The sequence below is a fragment of the Peribacillus frigoritolerans genome (genome assembly GCF_004358755.1).
Lineage (GTDB): Bacteria > Bacillota > Bacilli > Bacillales > Bacillaceae > Bacillus_P.
On sequence record NZ_SMZY01000002.1, the window covers coordinates 1151688 to 1169401 of the forward strand.

A 17714-nucleotide genomic window follows, 5' to 3' on the forward strand; every position below is an offset into this window, starting at 1 on the left:
CGGCTGCCGTCCATTTATCAGTTTGCTTTTCTTACCTCATCAGGCACAACTGCGTCATGCAGATGCGTTTGAAGCTTATCAACGTGCTGCTGCTTTTGTTCAGGAGTCCATTTCAATTTATCAGCCATGTAATTTGTGACTCCTTCCTGGTACGTTCTTGCCCAGTTAATATCAAAGTACACTGCACCCGTTCTTCTGACAAAAAAGTCTGAAGGAGTTGCTGTCATTTCCTCTGTCATTGCATAGTCAATCTCAGCAAGGATGTAAACGGGCAATCCATATCTTTGTGCAAGCGGTTTTAGCGTCTCCACTCTCTCAAACAGTGCATCTGCATTTGATCCGTATCGTCTTGATAAGTGCTTCGCCTGCATTTCAGTCAGTCCAAGGGACATGCCTTGTTCTGTTTTTGTTTTGACAAACGTTTCAAGACTTGCTGAACCGCCTACATGACCGCCTGAAATTGGCATGTTTCTTGTTTTGCATGCACCATAATCCTTTAGTCCTGCTTCTTTGAAATCTTTTACAATGAGGTCAATAATGTGCTCGGCCATTTTTCTGTAGCCTGTCAGTTTTCCGCCAGCAATCGTGATAAGCCCAGTTTCAGATGTCCAAATTTCATCCTTCCTGGATATTTCAGAAGGATCTTTTCCGTCTTCATGAATAAGCGGTCGAATGCCGGCCCAGCTTGATTCAGCATCCTCTGCACGGATAGAGAGATCCGGGAACATATAGTTGATGGATTCAATCACATAGTCTCTGTCTTTCACCGTCATACGCGGATTTTTCGGATCTTCCTTGTAGACTGTATCTGTAGTGCCAACATAGGTTTTGCCGTCACGTGGGATTGCAAATACCATTCGTTTATCAGGCGTATCAAAATATATAGCCTGTTTTAATGGGAATTTGCTTTGATCAAAGACTAAATGAATTCCTTTTGTCATCTGCAGGGATTTTCCATTTTTGGACTTATCCATTTCTCTCAGCTGATCGACCCAAGGACCTGCTGCATTAATGATTTTCTTAGCATATACATCATATTTTTTTCCGGAAATCGTATCCACGATATGAACACCGATGACTTTTCCTTTTTCGTAAATAAACCCGTCCGCTTTTGCGTAGTTGACTGCGTCAGCACCGAAGCGCACAGCTTCTTTCATGACTTCGATTGTCAGTCTTGCATCATCTGTCCGGTATTCAACATAGTAGCCGCCGCCTTTTAGACCTTTTTTCTTCACAAGCGGCTCTTTCGCAAGAGTTTCTTTTGCGCTTAACATCTTTCTTCTTTCACCGCGTTTAACAGCTGCCAGGAAATCATAGACACGAAGACCGATGGATGTTGAAAATGGGCCGAATGTGCCTCCTTTATGCATTGGGAGCAGCATCCATTCAGGAGTTGTTACATGGGGGCCGTTTTCATATACAATGGCTCTTTCTTTTCCGACCTCTGCAACCATCTTGACTTCGAATTGCTTGAGGTAGCGAAGACCGCCGTGAACAAGCTTGGTTGATCTGCTTGAAGTGCCGGCTGCAAAATCCTGCATCTCAACAAGACCGATTTTCATTCCCCTTGAAGCCGCATCCAGCGCAATTCCTGAACCGGTAATCCCTCCGCCAATAACAAAAACATCATACGTTTCCCGCGTCATTTTATTTAAGATATCGTGTCTTTTATCGCTTGAAAAAGTCATTTGATATTCCTCCTAATATTTTCCAGAAGGGATTAAAAAAGAGGCCACAACAAGCTAGTGCAGCAATAAATGCCTGCTCTAGTGTTGTGGCCTCTCCCAATCTCCAACCGTTCTATTAACTTGATGTTAGTATATCACAAGAAGTGTTTATTTAAAAGCCTGAGCTGCTTTTACCGCTTTTTTCCACCCGCCGTATAATTCATCGCGGACTGAATCTTCCATTTCCGGTTCAAACTGCTTGTCTAGTTTCCATTGCTTTGTAATATTCGATTTATCCTCCCAGAAGCCTACAGCAAGACCTGCAAGGTAGGCTGCACCAAGGGCAGTTGTTTCATTTACTTCAGGACGCTCAACCGGCACTCCCAGCATATTGCTCTGGAAATCCATGAGGAAATTATTTTTAACAGCTCCGCCGTCAACGCGAAGAGTTTTTAACGAAATGCCTGAATCAGCTTCCATAGCTGTTAAAACATCCTTCGTTTGATAAGCAAGTGATTCAAGTGTAGCACGGACAAAATGCTCTTTTGAAGTGCCGCGTGTTAAGCCGAAAACCGCTCCCCTCACGTCACTGTCCCAGTAAGGTGTACCGAGCCCTACAAATGCAGGTACAACATAGACGCCTTCCGTTGACTCAACTCGATCAGCATAGCGCTCGCTGTCCTTCGCATCTTTGAACATGCGGAGTCCGTCACGCAGCCACTGAATCGCTGAGCCCGCTACGAAAATACTTCCTTCAAGCGCATACTCAACCTTGCCGTCAACACCCCACGCAATCGTTGTTAACAGGCCATTTTCAGATCGGATTGCCTTTTCGCCTGTATTCATCAGCATGAAGCAGCCTGTGCCATACGTATTTTTAGCCATTCCTTCTTCAAAGCATGCTTGTCCAAATAATGCTGACTGCTGATCTCCTGCAGCCCCTGCAATTGGCACAGAATGACCGAAGAAGTGATACTCAATCGTATTTGCATACACTTCTGATGAAGGCTTAACTTCAGGAAGCATTGACTTTGGAACGGTTAGATAGTCTAATAGCTCCTCGTCCCACTTTAATTCATGAATGTTATACATTAATGTGCGGGAAGCATTTGAATAATCGGTTACATGCGCTTTTCCGCCTGAAAGCTTCCAGATCAGCCACGTATCAATCGTTCCAAATAAAAGATCGCCTTTTTCAGCTTTTTCTCTTGCGCCGTCGACATTATCTAAAATCCATTTCACTTTAGTGCCGGAGAAATAAGCATCTATTAATAAGCCTGTCTTTTCTCTGAACGTATCGTTGTAGCCTTTTTCTTTCAATTCTTCGCAAATGCCGGCCGTTTGTCTTGATTGCCATACAATTGCATTGTATACAGGCTGTGATGTGTTCTTATCCCAGACAACGGCTGTCTCACGCTGATTCGTGATTCCGATGCCGGCGATTTGCTCTGGTTTTACATTCGTTTCTGATAAACAAGTAGCGATTACAGCTAAAATAGATCCCCAGATTTCATTTGCATTATGCTCTACCCAGCCTGGCTTAGGGAAATACTGTTTAAATTCTTTTTGAGCAATGTGAACAATTTCACCTTGTTTGTTAAATAAAATGGCTCTTGAACTAGTCGTTCCTTGATCTAACGATAAAATGTACTTTTCCATGATAAGTCCCCCTAAGAATTAATAGACTGCTGATTTAATAGGCTGCTGATCTTTGTGTTGATTGTTTTTTAGTCATTGCAAAGACAAGTGAAAGCATGAAGACTAATGCTGCTGCTACATACCAAAAGGAATTATTCATAGTACCTTTAAACACGTAATTGTAAAAGACTGCGGCAAACGAGCCTCCCGCAAGCGGCGCAACAACTGGTATCCATGCATATTTCCAGTTCGAACTCCCTTTTCCTGCTATCGGAAGCACAAAATGTGCAAGTCTCGGTCCAAGGTCACGGGCCGGGTTAATGGCATATCCAGTTGTACCTCCAAGCGATAAACCGATTGCAACTACAAGGAAACCTACGATAAGCGGATTTAAGCCTTCTGTAAATGTGTTCGCTCCGATTGCAAGCAATGTGAGCACAAAAATAAATGTTCCTAATGCTTCACTGATAAAGTTGGCAAAGTAATTTGGAATGGCAGGGCTTGTTGAAAAAACACTGAGCTTTGCCCCTTGATCTTCTGTTTCCCTCCAGTGCGGCAAGTACTGCAAGTATACCAGTACTGCTCCAAGGAATGCTCCAAGCATCTGGGCAACAATGTAGCCTGGCACTAGACTCCATTCAAAAGATCCTGAAAAGGCAAGCGCAAAGGTTACTGCAGGATTCAAATGCGCACCGCTTATTCCGCCGACTGCATAGACAGCCATTGCAACGCCGAATCCCCAGCCCATCGTGATAACAATCCAGCCTGACTGATGAGCAAATGATTTTTTCAAGCTGACGCCGGCGCAGACGCCTCCTCCAAAAACAATCAATATCATTGTACCTATTACTTCTCCCCAAAAAGCCGTCATATTTATTTCCTCCATTCTTATAAATGTGAGATAGGTTTGAAGAAAAAAAAATCCACAGCAAATGACTTTACATAAAAGTAAAGAACTGCTGTGGATCTCCGTTTCTCCATCACATTTATTAACTTGCCTTTATGGTACATGCTAATGAAAGCGGTGTCAACAGAAATATATTATAGTTTTTGATAATTTTTCCATAAATCCATTTCAGACGATGTAACGGCTGTCGCTCCTGCCTGAAGGGCTTTATGCACCTCTTCTGATGTTTTCACAAACCCTCCGGCAAAGATCGGAATACCTGTTTTCTCTTTAATCTCTTCGATTAAACTTGGGACAAGCCCGGGAAGAACCTCAATATAGTCAGGCTCTGTCCTTTTAATCAAATCAAGGCTTTTTTCAAGTGCGCTCGAATCAAGCAGGAACAGCCTCTGGATCGCATAGATTCCGCGCTGCTTTGCTTTTGCGATCACATTGGACCTTGTCGAAATTAATCCTGCAGGCTTTACCTCCTGGCAAATAAACTCGGCTGCATATTCATCGTGCTTCAGTCCCTGAATCAGATCGACGTGGATCAGCATTTTCTTGTTTGAAGAATTAGCAAGCCGGACAATATTCCGGACTTGGCCAAGGTGCGTATCAAGAAGTACGCCGTATGTATAAGGGCTTTCGAGAAAACGTTCAAACTGCTTCATATTGCGGATTGCAGGAAGAATCTGCTGGCCTTCAAAACTCATAAATAATCCTCCTTCCATTTATTAGTTAATTTTATAGATAAATGCATACAAGGAATGTACTATATACGGGATGACAACTCAAGGGGAATTCTATAGTTTGTGGATATGGGCGCCTGCATTTCATGCGGAAGAGCATTTTCGCGTTGCATAATGTGTTTTGACACTCGTATTTCTGCGTCAACTCTTTAGTGCTACTACATTAAACGATTCAAAGATTAAAAAGTGGCGTTATTTCCAGTAGGGCTGCCACTTTTAACAATGCAAAGCTTAAATTGTGGCGTCACTCCCCTTTGTGCTGCCACTTTTAACAGTTCAAAGCTTAAAAAATGGCGTTATTCACAGTAGGGCTGCCACTTTTAACGGTTCAAAGCTTAAATTGTGGCGTCACTCCCCTTAGTGCTGCCACTTTTGATGGGGCAAAGTCCCAAAAGAAGGGGCTTTCCAATAAGTCAGTAAACAATGACCTTATGGACAGCCCCCATTTATGGATTTGCAGAAAATTCGTCGAATAATAATTTGATTTTTCAATAAAAATCCTCTTTACGATAAGAACTTAATGCTTTTTATATCGAATTCCGTAGACGTCATGTCTGCGGTCTTTCAGCTGTCTGACCGTTCCGGACTGACGCTGCCTGCGGAGAATTTCCAGGTCCACATCACCAATTACAACCATTTCAATATTCGGATTGCATTCGCCTACTATGCCGTCTCTTGCAAATTCAAAATCCGACGGTGCAAAGATAGCAGATTGCGCGTACTGAATATCCATATTTTCTGTCTGAGGGAGATTTCCGACTGTGCCTGAAATAACCGTATAAATCTGATTCTCCACTGCACGCGCCTGTGAGCAATAGCGGACACGCAGATAGCCCTGGCGATCTTCTGTACAAAATGGCGTAAAGATTATTTTAGCACCTTTTTCAGTAGCAATGCGTGCAAGCTCAGGGAATTCAATGTCATAGCAGATTTGAATCGCAACTTTGCCGCAGTCCGTATCAAAGACTTTGACATCATCCCCTCTGCTGATTCCCCACCATTTGCGTTCATTTGGCGTGATATGAATTTTATATTGCTTTTCAATTGTGCCGTCTCTGCGGAAAAGGTAGGCAACGTTAAAGATCTTTCCGTTATCTTCCTCCACAAAGTGAGATCCGCCAACGATATTGACATTGTATTTCACGGCAAGCTCTGTAAAAAGACTAATGTACTCTTCTGTATACTCAGTCAGCCTGCGGATCGCTCTGCTTGGTGATTTTTCATCCAAAAAGGACATTAACTGAGTTGTAAGCAATTCTGGGAATACCGCAAAATCAGCAGATGCATCAGATGCAACGTCTGTATAATATTCAACCTGGTTCGCAAATTCTTCAAATGAATTAATTTGTTTCATTTGATACTGCACAACACAAATCCGCACCGGCAAAGCCGTTTTGTAGAAGCGTTTCGTATTTGGCAGGTAGTCGACATTGTTCCATTCCATCAGGGTGGCATATTTGCCTGAAGCACGGTCATCTGGCAAATAGTTTGGGTTAATCCGCATAAGCGTAAATCCATTCAGCAGCTGAAACGAAAGAACGGGATCGTAAATTTTGTGATGGATGACCTCCTGTACATACTGTCGCGGAGACATTTCATTTTCGAACTTATGATAATTCGGGATTCTTCCCCCGATAATGATGCTTTTCAGATTCAGGCGTCTCGCAAGATCCTTTCTTGCTTCATAAAGCCTGTGGCCGATTTTCATCCGGCGGTACTCAGGATGGACCATCACTTCAATTCCATACATATTGTAGCCGTCAGGATTATGGTTTGATATATAGCCGTTATCCGTAATATCATCCCACGTGTGACGGTCATCATATTCATCAAAGTTAATGATCAGACTTGAGCATGAACCAATGATCTTGCCTTCAAATTCCGCACAGAACTGACCTTCCTGAAAATGCTCCAAATGACTTTCAAGATGCTCTCTTTCCCATGGAGCCATGCCTGGAAAGCATAATGCCTGCATCGCCAGTATTTCATCTATATCTTTTTCTTCAATATTTCTGATAATCATTTTTTTCTCAAATTTGGATAAATCAATTGTATCAGTCAAAAGAATCGCTCCTTTATGTAGTAACAGCAGTTTATTCCCTAATTATCCCGTTCCGAAACATTCTCTAGTTTCTTGATTCAATCAGCGAGATGACTTTTTCAAGCTCCATTTCCGCCATCGATTCTAAACGGTGATCAGTTTCCCCAAACTCCAAATGAGCAGTTACACTGTTTGGAACAATGGTGCAGTACATGCCTGCTTTTTTAGCGGCAAGTGCTCCGTTTGCGGAATCTTCAAAAGCCAGACACTCGCTTGGCTTAACACCGAGGCATTTAGCTGCTTCTATGTACAATGCAGGATCCGGTTTAACGAAGTCAACATGATCGGAGGTACGGATACACTCAAAATAATCAATTAGATTCAAGCTTTTTAAATATGTTGATACCCATTCATAGCTTGAACTGGATGCCAGTCCGATTTTCAGACCCAACTCCTTTGCAGCCGTTAAATAAGCCTCTACACCCGGTCTTGCAGCTTCAGCTGATATTCTTTTTTCAAACTTTTCTTTTTGCAGGCGTGTTAAATGCTCATGATCAACTGATCTTCCGATTTGTTCTTCCAAGTACACAAGCGGATTAAAATCTGATGCAGTTCCTATCACTTTCCCCCATACTGACATTGGCAATTCACTGCCCTGTTCTTTAAAAATTTCCTGGAGAACTTCATATTCATGCGTTTCGGTGTCAAGAATCAACCCGTCAAAATCAAAAATAATCGCTTTAATCATGCATCTTCCCCCTGTCATTTTATGTTCATTATATAACGTAAGAAGAAAACAAGAAAAGCGCAAGCGCCCGTTTAGCGCAGGCATGACAGATAAGGATCCGCCAGTAAAGGCGCTTTTTGCCTTTACTGGCGGATCCGTTCTGGCCGAGGAGTTGGGCGATTCCGCTCGCCATCGAAGCGCAAAATTTTATACTTTCTTATCTTTAAAAAAGAGAGCACCTGCTTGTCCTTTGCAGGTGCCTCCCTTTTTAGTGCTGTTCAGAAATGTTAGTCAATGCTTGGCCTGCAGCTTCATTAGACATTTGATCAGTTGCAAGGTCACCCAGTGCAACATAGCCCACAAGCTGATTATTTTCAACAATCGGCAAGCGGCGGATCTGATTTGATGCCATCAGCTGCGCTGCTTCTTCACTGCTCATGTCAGGTGTTCCCGTCACAAGGTTTGAAGACATAACATCTGCCACTTTCGTATCATTGGACATTCCGTGTGCTGTTGAACGGAGCGTAATATCCCGATCTGTAATGACTCCTTTTACCTGACCGCCATCCACAACTGGAATGGACCCGACATTTTGGCTGCTCATCAATTCTGCAGCTTCCTGAATGCTTTGCGAGGAAGAAATCGTAACAAGATCTTTCGTCATACTTTCTCTAATAGATGAATTCAACTTAAAACAGCTCCTTTCAGCTAATAGTATGTGCAGGAAGACCGCTTTTTCTCTTAGAAAATGTGACCTTTTCACACATTTAAATCCATGTTCTGAACGAGCAGGATTTGTTATTTGTATTCCCCCCCCTTTTTCATTAAGATAAGGAAGAGGTGTTCTGAATGAACGGTTTTGAAAGAAGAAAGCAGATTAAAATGGAGCAAATTCAAAAAGCGGCTTTTCAGCTTTTTTCACAATATGGAATAAATAAAGTTAACATACAGGAAATCGCAGCTGCTGCGAATGTTTCCCAGGTAACCATCTATAATTATTAAGGCAGCAAGGATTCGTTAGCGATACAAGTCATTAAACGATTTTTTCAGGTAATCAATCCATTCCTCTTTTCAAAAGCTTCATTGAAAGCGGGAAAAAAGAAGGGCACATCAGAGATGATCTTTCATTTGAAACGATCATGTTTTACTTTAATATGTTTGCTTCAGAGGTATATAAACATCCGGAATTTATTTTGGACAACCATAAAGACCGGAATAAAATGACGAAAGAATTTCTGCATTTATTTTTTTATGGTGTAACAGGAAAATAAACATGGTCTGAGCTGCAAATGTTGGGTTTCTTTTTTCGATTTTATGCTGTCTGAATGTTTGATTTTACAAGTCTCTGAACGAGGACTATAATATGTAGTGTAAACTCATGAATGGAGAGGCGATAGTGTGTCAGAGAAACTCAAAAAGTACATAGAGAATCAATTATTTATTGCATGGGCGGCTTCATTCATCTCGATGCTTGGGAGCTTATATTTCTCAGAAATCATGAAATTCATTCCGTGTGAGCTCTGCTGGTATCAGCGGATCTTAATGTATCCGCTAGTAGTCATTCTTGGAATTGCGATCTATAAAAAAGATTACCAAATTGCGTTTTATTCAATGATTTTGTCAGGAATCGGCGGCACGATTTCCATTTATCATTATGCCGTTCAAAAGATTGACTTTGTAGGCGAAAATTCGGCATCCTGCGGCATTGTTCCCTGCACAGGAGAATACATCAACTGGTTGGGATTTATTACGATTCCATTTCTCGCACTGATCGGCTTTACCGTTATTTTTGCAGCAAGCTTGAATATTTACAGAAAAATGAAAGTAGGTCGTTAATATGAAAAAGCTTTTAATATTTGCAGGTATATTTATCGTATTGTTTGGCGGTCTGGCATTTGTAACAAACTATCAGCAAACAGAAAAGGCGGAAGGCAATCCATACGGCAAGGACAAGCTGAATCCTGCTACCGTTGACCAGCTTGATGATCCAAATTATCAGAACATCATCCTTCCTGAAGAAGTAGATGAAAAGATGAATAAAAAAGAGGATTTTGTCGTTTACTACTTCAGCCCAACTTGTGAACACTGCAAAAAAACAACTCCTGAATTAATGCCTGCTGCAGAAGAAACTGGAGTAGAAATCGGTCAATTCAACCTGCTTGAATTTGAAGACGGATGGCAGCAATACGGAATCGAAGCTACGCCAACACTTGTGCGCTATCAGGATGGAGAAGAAGTTGAACGTGTAGAAGGGTATAATGATGGAGCTTATTTTAAAGATTTGCTGAGTAAATGGAAATAAGATTAAACGATAGGAATATCAGTAAAAAAGGGTACACGGCCGTGTACCCTTTTTTATACAATCCACTTATTTGCCGGTTTTCCGTACTTGCTGACTTCTTCAGCCTTCTCTTTTGAAGAAAGAAAATGATCAAATGTAAGGGGAAATTGATAGCCGTACTGTTTTAAGATATTGATATTCCGGTCATAAAGGTCCCTGTGTTCCTCTTCTGATTGCTGATCCAAATGATTGAGCAATGCCGTCAGCGCTTGAAGACTGGACATGATCTGAAAGGCTTCTTTTAGTGTGCCATTATACTGCATTTCTTCTGTTTGAGGCTTTAATACTGAAAGCTCATCCAGCTGATCAATGGTTTCATCTGAAAAGTACTGCGGGAATACTTCTTCATACATATTTTCAATCAGTTCTTCAATGTACTGCTCCTGCTCTTCGGTTGATGCAAAAACGATTCTCAAATTATTTCACCTCTTTACTGCGTTCGGGCTTTTCTCTTACTGCTAGAATAACATAGCTCTATTGCGTGAAGGAGAGGTAAGTGTTTCCGTTTCTAGCTTGGACATCCAATTAGCATCTTTAGTATACTTGGAGGACTACTGATAGATAGGGGATTACAATGAAAATTAGGGGAGAATGGATGGAATTTCCGGTAAAGAAAGATTGGGCAGGAATTTCCCTCCAGCAAATGCTGAGAGAAAAAATGAAGGTGCCAAAGACGCTCGTTCATAAGTGGCGGATGGACCGCGAAGTAAAAGTGAATGATGCAGAGCCAAACTGGACATCGCCGTTAAATGAAAAAGACTCCGTTATGATTCGTTTATTTCAGGATGAGGAATTTGATATCACTCCCGAATACATGGAGCTTGATTTATTATTCGAGGACGAACATTTTCTCATTATCAATAAGCCTGCCGGAATGGATACACATCCGAATGAACCCGGTCAAACGGGCACGCTCGCTAATGGAATCGCCTTTCATTTTCAGATGCAGGGGTTTTCCAGAAAAATAAGGCATATTCACAGATTGGATCACGATACATCTGGTGCGATTGTATTTGCCAAACATGCCTTATCACATGCTATCCTGGACCGCCTCCTTGAAGATAGGCTGATCAAAAGGACTTATACAGCCATCGTACAAGGGAAAATGAAGCAGAAAAAAGGAAAGATTGACAAGCCGATCGGAAAAGACCGTCACCATCCGGTCCGCCGCAGAGTATCACCGGGCGGACAGCCTGCATTAACTCATTTTAAAACGGAAGGTTATAATACCCGATTTGATGTATCTCTTGTCAGGGTTCAGCTCGACACAGGCCGCACCCATCAGATTCGTGTCCATTTAAGCCATATTGGCTATCCGATTTCCGGGGATGACTTATACGGCGGGAACAAAAACCTGATTGACCGCCAAGCTCTGCATGCATCAGAAATTTCAGTTATGCATCCTTTTACAGATGAAAATGTGACTGTAACCGCGGACTACCCTGACGATATGAAAAAATTAATGATGAAGCTGGAGTTTTAATGGGCTAATTTCTGAGGTTTGAGAAAATAATTTCCAAATCACCAGATTTACTTGCCGAAAAGAACTATTACTTTTCAAAACAAAAGATGTACTTGCGGAATCGAACACTTTACTATCTTTTTTCCAAATGTCTCCTAACATAAAGAAAATGCCCCGGATCATCCGGGGCATTCTTTTATAATTTCTTATTAAACACATGACTAACCCGGTCAAAACCCATCTTTTCTTCATAAAAACGGTGAGCATCAATTCGCTGATTTCCTGAGCTCAGCGTAATCATGCCGCAGCCGGATGCCTCAGCAAGCTGTTCCACGTAATGCAGCAGTTTTTCTCCAAATCCACGTGACCGTGCTGCTTCATCTGTCACTAAATCATACACATAAATATGCTTATCGTTATAGAAATTTGTCAGTTCAATAATACCCGCTAATGCCTTAACCTGTTCATCTTCATAAAGTCCGATTAATCGGTACCCCTGCTTCCTCATTGGTTCGAGCAGCTTAAGGTACTCTTCCTCGCTGAGCTGTGTACGCAATTGAGACATAACCGGATAAGCTTTTTTAAAATTTTCTTCCCCTGCAATCTCCCTAATGGCAATCATGAAAAAATCGCCTCCCGCTGCTAGTTTACTTTTTCAGCATAAATAATGTAGCGCTCAGGCGCATTTCCGACAAAACTGAAAGGATAGCATGTCGTTAAAATCAGCTCTTCTTTTTCATTTTGCAGCGTAATCACACTCATGTCATCTGCATCGACAATTTTAGTCGACTTTATTTTGTACTCAAATTCGCCATAGGGAAGGAGTATGGTTAATGAATCGCCAATTTCCAGGTCTCCTGCTTTGCGGAACACAGTATCTCTGTGCCCTGACAGGACTATCTGGCCGTTTTCATTCGGATAGTAGCTTCCCTTGTAGTGCCCTACTCCCTTTTCCAGATCCTCCGGGTCGGTTCCTTCTACTATCGGAAGCTCTGCATCCAAGCGGTCAATCTTAAGAATTCCTGCTGCATTCCCAATCTCAGGCTCATACCTCTTCTCGGGTGTTGGAGAAGGCATTTTCTTCTCATCTGCAGACCTGATCGCAGCCTGTGCATCCGCCAATGACTGGTTTGTTTTCACATTGGTTTGAACAATCTGCCATACACCATAACCTGTAAAAAGAAGGCCAGCAGCTATTAACAAAAGCGAAAAGAATTTGAATGCATTCATAGATCAGGCACTTCTCCTTTTTTATTACAAAACAACCATCAGCCTTTTTAAAGTAATCCGCACAATTTATCATTCTGATTATACCAAATATCACAAAATTGCACAGAAGAATTTTCCAGAAAACAGACAAATTTAAAAAACAGGCTATCCTTAGAGGACAGCCTGTTTTATGACTTACTCGCAATTAAAAATCAAAATTATCCGGATCCGGACCTACACGCTCGTCGCGGTTTAATCCATCGATTTGCTCCATCTCTTCCTGAGATAATTCAAAGTCGAAGATTGACGTATTATCATAGATGCGATGTTCTTTTACAGACTTTGGAATCGTTACAACTTCGTTTTGAAGATCCCAGCGCAGGATGACTTGAGCTACAGATTTACCATGCTTTTCAGCAATTGCTGTTAATGTTTCGTCATCAAGAAGTTTTCCCTGCATAAGCGGTGACCAAGCTTCAAGCTGAATGCTGTGCTGAATGCAGAAAGCCTGAAGTTCTTTTTGAGTTAAACGCGGGTGGTATTCCACTTGATTAACCATCGGTACAATCTCAGCATCCTTGATTACGTCTTCAAGATGGTGAATTTGGAAATTGCTCACGCCGATTGCTTTTACTTTTCCTTCTTTGTAAAGCGTCTCAAGCGCTCTCCATGTATCTTTATACTTGCCTTCTACCGGCCAGTGAATGAGATATAAATCCAAGTATTCCAAGCCAAGCTTTTTCATGCTTTCATCGAAAGCTTTTAATGTTGATTCATATCCTTGATCTGCGTTCCACACTTTGGTTGTGATGAAAAGCTCTTCACGGGGAACGCCGCTTTCTTTAATCCCTTGTCCTACGCCTTCTTCATTTCCATAGACAGCTGCAGTATCAATGCTTTTATAGCCTGCTTCAATTGCCCATTTCACTGAATTGACAACCTCAGATCCTTCTTCTACTTTAAATACGCCAAGCCCGAACCAGGGCATTTTAACGCCATTATGTAACACAGTTGTGTCCTGAAGATTTTTCGCCATGATTGTTTCCCCTTTCAGCTTATCAGATTACCTACATTATCTGATAAACTTCTGCGAAATCCAAAATATATGCCTCATTTTTTCTATTTCCATGTTCTTTTGCTAAAATGAAAGAAGATTGTCATGTGAAAGGGTGCGGTTTGTGAAATGGAAACGAAAGAGCAGCTCCTCATTCAATTAAAAGAGATTGAAAAATGGGAAGATGATCAAAAAGGATTATTCTTCTGGGAAAAAATCGGCCGGATTCCCTTTAAATTATTGGATAAGCTGACACCTGCTTTTATTCAAAAAAAAATCGGTGTTCTGCTTGATGAACTCGGCAGCTTTATTCAAAGCGGCGGCAAATATTTAACACAGAAAAACGGCATTTTTAAAAAAGTCCAGCTCCTCGTTCCAGGTGAGACAGTAAGTACAATCGATGATATGAAACATGTGCCCTTAAAAGTCATGAATCTTGTAAGCAGCGATCTGAGGACAAATCGCGGGAATGTCGCTACAGTACAGGGGGCGACAACCGGATTCGGAGGAATTTTCACACTGGCAGTCGACATCCCAGTGCTGCTCGGACTTTCCTTAAAAACGCTGCAGGAGATTGCCATTGCTTATGGTTATGATCCTGAAGACAAGGATGAGCGGATTTTTATCGTTAAGTGCCTGCAGTTTGCATCAGCAGACATTGTCGGCAAACAAGCGATATTAAATGAATTGTCAGGCTATTATAACCGCAGCATGGAGCCTGCCGAAATGATGTCAAAGCTGCAGGGATGGCGTGAGGTGGTTTATACCTACCGCGACCATTTCGGGCTGAAAAAACTGCTGCAGATGGTGCCCGTTGCCGGCATGCTGTTCGGTGCGTATACAAATCGTTCAATGGTAAAGGATATTGCTGAAACGGGGATTATGTTATATCAGAAAAGAAGAATTCTTGAGAGGCTTGCGTCTGATCCCGTCATGATCATAGAAGAAAAAGGAACTCAGCGATGAGTTCCTTTTTTAGATTAAAAGAATAATGCATCAAGTGAATAAGCGCCTGCACCTGTTAAAGCTACGCCTATGGCTACAGCAAGCAAAGTCAGGTTGAATTCATATCCGTTTTGCGCAGCCCAGAAACCGTTCGGGGCATGAACTTTCACGATCGCTACAAGCATTGTGCCGGCTAATGCAGCTCCTGCAAGCGGAGTAAGGAAGCCTGCGGCAAAAAACGCTCCGCCGGCAAACTCAGCCAGCCCTGCGAGGACAGCCATTGCTACTCCAGGCTTGATGCCAATCGATTCGAAGAATCCCCCTGTGCCTTTAATTCCATGACCTCCAAATGAACCAAACAGCTTTTGAGCTCCATGAGCCATGAACGAAAGTCCAATCACTAAACGAATAAGTAAAAGTCCTAAATCTAATAACATTGTCATCATCCTTCTTTCAATTATTTTTAATTCGAGATATATGCTTAAAAAAATTTACTCTTTCATATATATGCAGTCTCTGACGAGAAAATACTTTTAATTAAAATATCTTGAATTCAAAGTAATTATATTCTCTTTTTCACTTTCTGTCAATCTCATATTTTTGTAATACTTTGCTCTAAAATATTTAATGAATGAAGAGATACAGTTCAAACAAATGGGAAACAACACAACATTCTCTCTCCCTTCTCTGAAATATTGGAGCATGGTTGTCATTGAATATTAGAAAAGCGCAGCCGTTATGACTGAGCAGTGCTGCGCTACCACTTGCCGCCAATGAAGCTCATAAATTAAAACGAGCCGCTTCTGCATGAAGCGGCTCGTTTTATCTGTTCTATTGGACTACTGCAAAAGAGAAATCCTGAGTGCCTGACGGAACATTGTAAGCCTGTACTTCAATCGTATAAGCCCCAGCTTCCGCATTCGGCAGAATAACCGTTTCTACATTGTTTCTGCCATCCCATTCACTGTTGTAAGGAGAAGTAAAATCGTTTCCTGTGTAAGTTTTTCCGCTTGGTGATTTTATGACAAGATCCAAATCATTGACGAGTGAAACAGATGCGGATGGATTTCCTGGATAATCTGTCCAGGCCAGTGCAATTCTAAGCGGTTTGCCGCTTGCAGCATGAAATGTATAAGCGGCTTTTTCATTAGTTCTCAGTGCTTTTGATTCGTTTGTAAATGCGGCATTGACTGATTTGTCTAGAGTTACTCTGCCCCATCCCTGATTTCCGCTTGGATAGCCCAGCCCAAGGTCCTGTGCACCTGCAATCAGAACGGCTTTAATAAGGGAAGGCTTTGGTGTAATTCCTTTATTTTTTATAAAGTGTTCACGCAATAGCGCAACATTTCCCGCTACAAGGGGAGTCGCCATTGACGTTCCGCCCATATAAGCATATTTGCTGTTATAATTCGCCCAGAAAGATGAATCTGAGGCCAATGAAGATCGGGTCGACAATATAAATGTTCCAGGTGCGACGATATCAGGCTTCACCCTCCCATCCGAAGTAAGTCCTCTTGATGAAAAAGCAGCGATTTGCTTAATATTATCCGCATATGTTCCAAAAGACGGGCGGTTATTTTCAGAAGCCCCTACAGTAATCGCATTTTTAGCTGTTCCAGGCGTGTTCAGTGTTTTGGCATTCGGTCCTTCATTTCCTGCTGCAAACAGCACGGTCATATCATCGTTATTATAAACATACTCATCCACTTGCTTTGATTCTGATGTATAAGCACCTGCAACTGGCGCCCCCCAGGAATTCGTATGGACTCTCGCTCCTGCACTGTATGCTTGTGAGAAAAGAGTATTAAGATTACTCGGCAATCCTCCAAGGCCACCGCCTGCATCCATAATCGACTGAAAAACGAGTCCGGCTTTAGGAGCCATCCCCTTGAACTGTGCGTCTCCAAGCACAGAACCTGCGACATGTGTTCCATGGCCGTTAGGATCACTTGAGTTGTTTGTCCGTCCTAATGCAAATAGAGCTTTGATCTTTCCGCCCTGAAAAGCCTCGTGCATAGAAGCATCGTTTCTGCCTGTATCAAGGCCTGTGTCTGCAATCGCAACTGTCTGGCCTGCACCTGAAAGTCCAAATGTGCTGCTCGCCGCATTTACCTTCATGATGCCGGCAGCCACATCGTTGTTAAGCTGGAACGTATTTTCTTTTGCTATAAAAAGTGTATCTTCCTGAGAAGCATATTCGATAATTTCTATAAGATTTTTTTTCAATGCTTTTTTCTTCGATTTATCGACGTGTTTTAATTCAACATTAAGGAGCTTGCTGTATCCTGATTCAAAAAGAGCCGGATCTAATTTATATAAAGGCAGGTATGCTTTTACAGACGAAATTCCCTTTCTCTTTTTTAAAGAACGGACGGCTTTTTGATCCGCCTTCACCACAAATGCATAATCAGGGACATACTCAATGATTTCAGCACCTGCTCCTGTAATGGATAAACGGTCTGCTTCCGTTACTGGACCGCTTAACTGAACGACATAAAGCGTGTTTTTCGAACTTGTCTGCTCAAGCTTCTTCAGCACATTCTTTGGAAGCTTGCTGACATAGCTCTCCATTTTGAACATGGCTTTTCCTCCGGACCGATTATGTCCGCTGAATGATGCTTGTCCTGTTTCCTTCAGTTTCAATTCCTGAAGCTGCTGCGGGGCAGCATCCGCCTGAACAACCGGCATAAACACAACACTTCCAGCTAAACAAAGTGTCGTCATAAAAGCGGTCAACTTAACGCCTTTTCCCAAAACTACCAGCTCCTCAAGGTTCTATAATTAGAAGATTTTTCACTTTCTTCTATACTCTACTAATCTATCACACTGGTATAGATTGTTGTATTGGGAAAAAGACTTCTAAATATCTAAATGATCCCTGCAGGTTGAAAAGGTTTTCTCACATATAAAAATCATACTCCTGCCACTGTTGAAGGCATATCTCATGAGTCTTAAGATAGATAACCTTTTCAGTTTCTGAGGCTGTCTTCTC

The 17714-nt window shown here is 42.0% G+C and carries 18 protein-coding genes; 5 read left to right on the forward strand and 13 right to left on the reverse strand.

What is annotated here, in order from left to right; genetic code table 11:
• Positions 1 to 17: 17 nt before the first annotated feature.
• The 7 genes from E2R53_RS13030 to E2R53_RS13060 form a co-directional block, all read right to left on the reverse strand.
• Complete coding sequence (locus E2R53_RS13030) at positions 18 to 1688, reverse strand: glycerol-3-phosphate dehydrogenase/oxidase (protein ID WP_133312141.1); 1671 nt, start codon at positions 1686 to 1688, stop codon at positions 18 to 20.
• Between the two features lie 147 nt (positions 1689 to 1835).
• Complete coding sequence (gene glpK / locus E2R53_RS13035) at positions 1836 to 3326, reverse strand: glycerol kinase GlpK (RefSeq protein WP_133312142.1); 1491 nt, start codon at positions 3324 to 3326, stop codon at positions 1836 to 1838.
• Between the two features lie 34 nt (positions 3327 to 3360).
• Positions 3361 to 4176, reverse strand: coding sequence for an MIP/aquaporin family protein (locus E2R53_RS13040; RefSeq protein WP_133312143.1), 816 nt, complete (start codon positions 4174 to 4176; stop codon positions 3361 to 3363).
• Positions 4177 to 4346: 170 nt separating this feature from the next.
• Positions 4347 to 4907, reverse strand: coding sequence for a glycerol-3-phosphate responsive antiterminator (locus E2R53_RS13045; protein WP_133312144.1), 561 nt, complete (start codon positions 4905 to 4907; stop codon positions 4347 to 4349).
• 553 nt (positions 4908 to 5460) lie between these two features.
• Positions 5461 to 6966: a GNAT family N-acetyltransferase gene (locus tag E2R53_RS13050; RefSeq protein WP_435796795.1), complete on the reverse strand. Its 1506-nt coding sequence runs from the start codon at positions 6964 to 6966 to the stop codon at positions 5461 to 5463.
• A gap of 103 nt (positions 6967 to 7069) precedes the next feature.
• A complete protein-coding gene (locus E2R53_RS13055) occupies positions 7070 to 7732 on the reverse strand; it encodes an HAD family hydrolase (protein WP_133312146.1) in 663 nt (220 codons plus the stop codon).
• 247 nt (positions 7733 to 7979) lie between these two features.
• Complete coding sequence (locus tag E2R53_RS13060; protein ID WP_133312293.1) at positions 7980 to 8375, reverse strand: CBS domain-containing protein; 396 nt, start codon at positions 8373 to 8375, stop codon at positions 7980 to 7982.
• A 185-nt stretch (positions 8376 to 8560) separates the two neighbouring features.
• Between E2R53_RS13060 and E2R53_RS13065 the strand changes: the two genes are divergently transcribed.
• The 3 genes from E2R53_RS13065 to E2R53_RS13075 all read left to right on the forward strand — a co-directional run bounded on the left by E2R53_RS13065 (position 8561) and on the right by E2R53_RS13075 (position 10013).
• A complete protein-coding gene (locus E2R53_RS13065; protein ID WP_133312147.1) occupies positions 8561 to 8713 on the forward strand; it encodes a TetR/AcrR family transcriptional regulator in 153 nt (50 codons plus the stop codon).
• 396 nt (positions 8714 to 9109) lie between these two features.
• Positions 9110 to 9547 carry a disulfide oxidoreductase gene (locus tag E2R53_RS13070; protein ID WP_133312148.1) on the forward strand — a complete coding sequence of 146 codons (438 nt, stop codon included), beginning with the start codon at positions 9110 to 9112 and terminating at the stop codon, positions 9545 to 9547.
• A 1-nt stretch (position 9548) separates the two neighbouring features.
• Positions 9549 to 10013, forward strand: coding sequence for a thioredoxin family protein (locus E2R53_RS13075; protein WP_133312149.1), 465 nt, complete (start codon positions 9549 to 9551; stop codon positions 10011 to 10013).
• 53 nt (positions 10014 to 10066) lie between these two features.
• Here the strand turns inward: E2R53_RS13075 and E2R53_RS13080 are convergent, their stop codons facing one another.
• Positions 10067 to 10468 (reverse strand): DUF5365 family protein, encoded by a 402-nt coding sequence (locus E2R53_RS13080; protein WP_070877178.1) that lies wholly within the window; start codon positions 10466 to 10468, stop codon positions 10067 to 10069.
• Between the two features lie 179 nt (positions 10469 to 10647).
• Between E2R53_RS13080 and E2R53_RS13085 the strand changes: the two genes are divergently transcribed.
• A complete protein-coding gene (locus E2R53_RS13085) occupies positions 10648 to 11535 on the forward strand; it encodes an RluA family pseudouridine synthase (RefSeq protein WP_286166177.1) in 888 nt (295 codons plus the stop codon).
• 175 nt (positions 11536 to 11710) lie between these two features.
• Here the strand turns inward: E2R53_RS13085 and E2R53_RS13090 are convergent, their stop codons facing one another.
• The 3 genes from E2R53_RS13090 to E2R53_RS13100 form a co-directional block, all read right to left on the reverse strand.
• Positions 11711 to 12136 (reverse strand): GNAT family N-acetyltransferase, encoded by a 426-nt coding sequence (locus E2R53_RS13090; protein ID WP_133312151.1) that lies wholly within the window; start codon positions 12134 to 12136, stop codon positions 11711 to 11713.
• Positions 12137 to 12156: 20 nt separating this feature from the next.
• Positions 12157 to 12744 (reverse strand): class D sortase, encoded by a 588-nt coding sequence (locus E2R53_RS13095; RefSeq protein WP_133312152.1) that lies wholly within the window; start codon positions 12742 to 12744, stop codon positions 12157 to 12159.
• A gap of 184 nt (positions 12745 to 12928) precedes the next feature.
• Positions 12929 to 13759, reverse strand: coding sequence for an aldo/keto reductase (locus E2R53_RS13100; protein WP_133312153.1), 831 nt, complete (start codon positions 13757 to 13759; stop codon positions 12929 to 12931).
• A 147-nt stretch (positions 13760 to 13906) separates the two neighbouring features.
• On the opposite strand from E2R53_RS13100, the gene E2R53_RS13105 reads away from it, so the two are divergent.
• Positions 13907 to 14743 carry an EcsC family protein gene (locus E2R53_RS13105; protein ID WP_133312154.1) on the forward strand — a complete coding sequence of 279 codons (837 nt, stop codon included), beginning with the start codon at positions 13907 to 13909 and terminating at the stop codon, positions 14741 to 14743.
• A 14-nt stretch (positions 14744 to 14757) separates the two neighbouring features.
• Here E2R53_RS13105 and E2R53_RS13110 read toward each other — a convergent pair whose 3' ends face one another.
• On the reverse strand, positions 14758 to 15159 hold the full coding sequence (locus E2R53_RS13110) for a DoxX family protein (RefSeq protein WP_070877185.1): 402 nt from the start codon (positions 15157 to 15159) through the stop codon (positions 14758 to 14760).
• Between the two features lie 394 nt (positions 15160 to 15553).
• On the reverse strand, positions 15554 to 17476 hold the full coding sequence (locus E2R53_RS13115; protein ID WP_133312155.1) for a S8 family serine peptidase: 1923 nt from the start codon (positions 17474 to 17476) through the stop codon (positions 15554 to 15556).
• Positions 17477 to 17714: the final 238 nt, after the last annotated feature.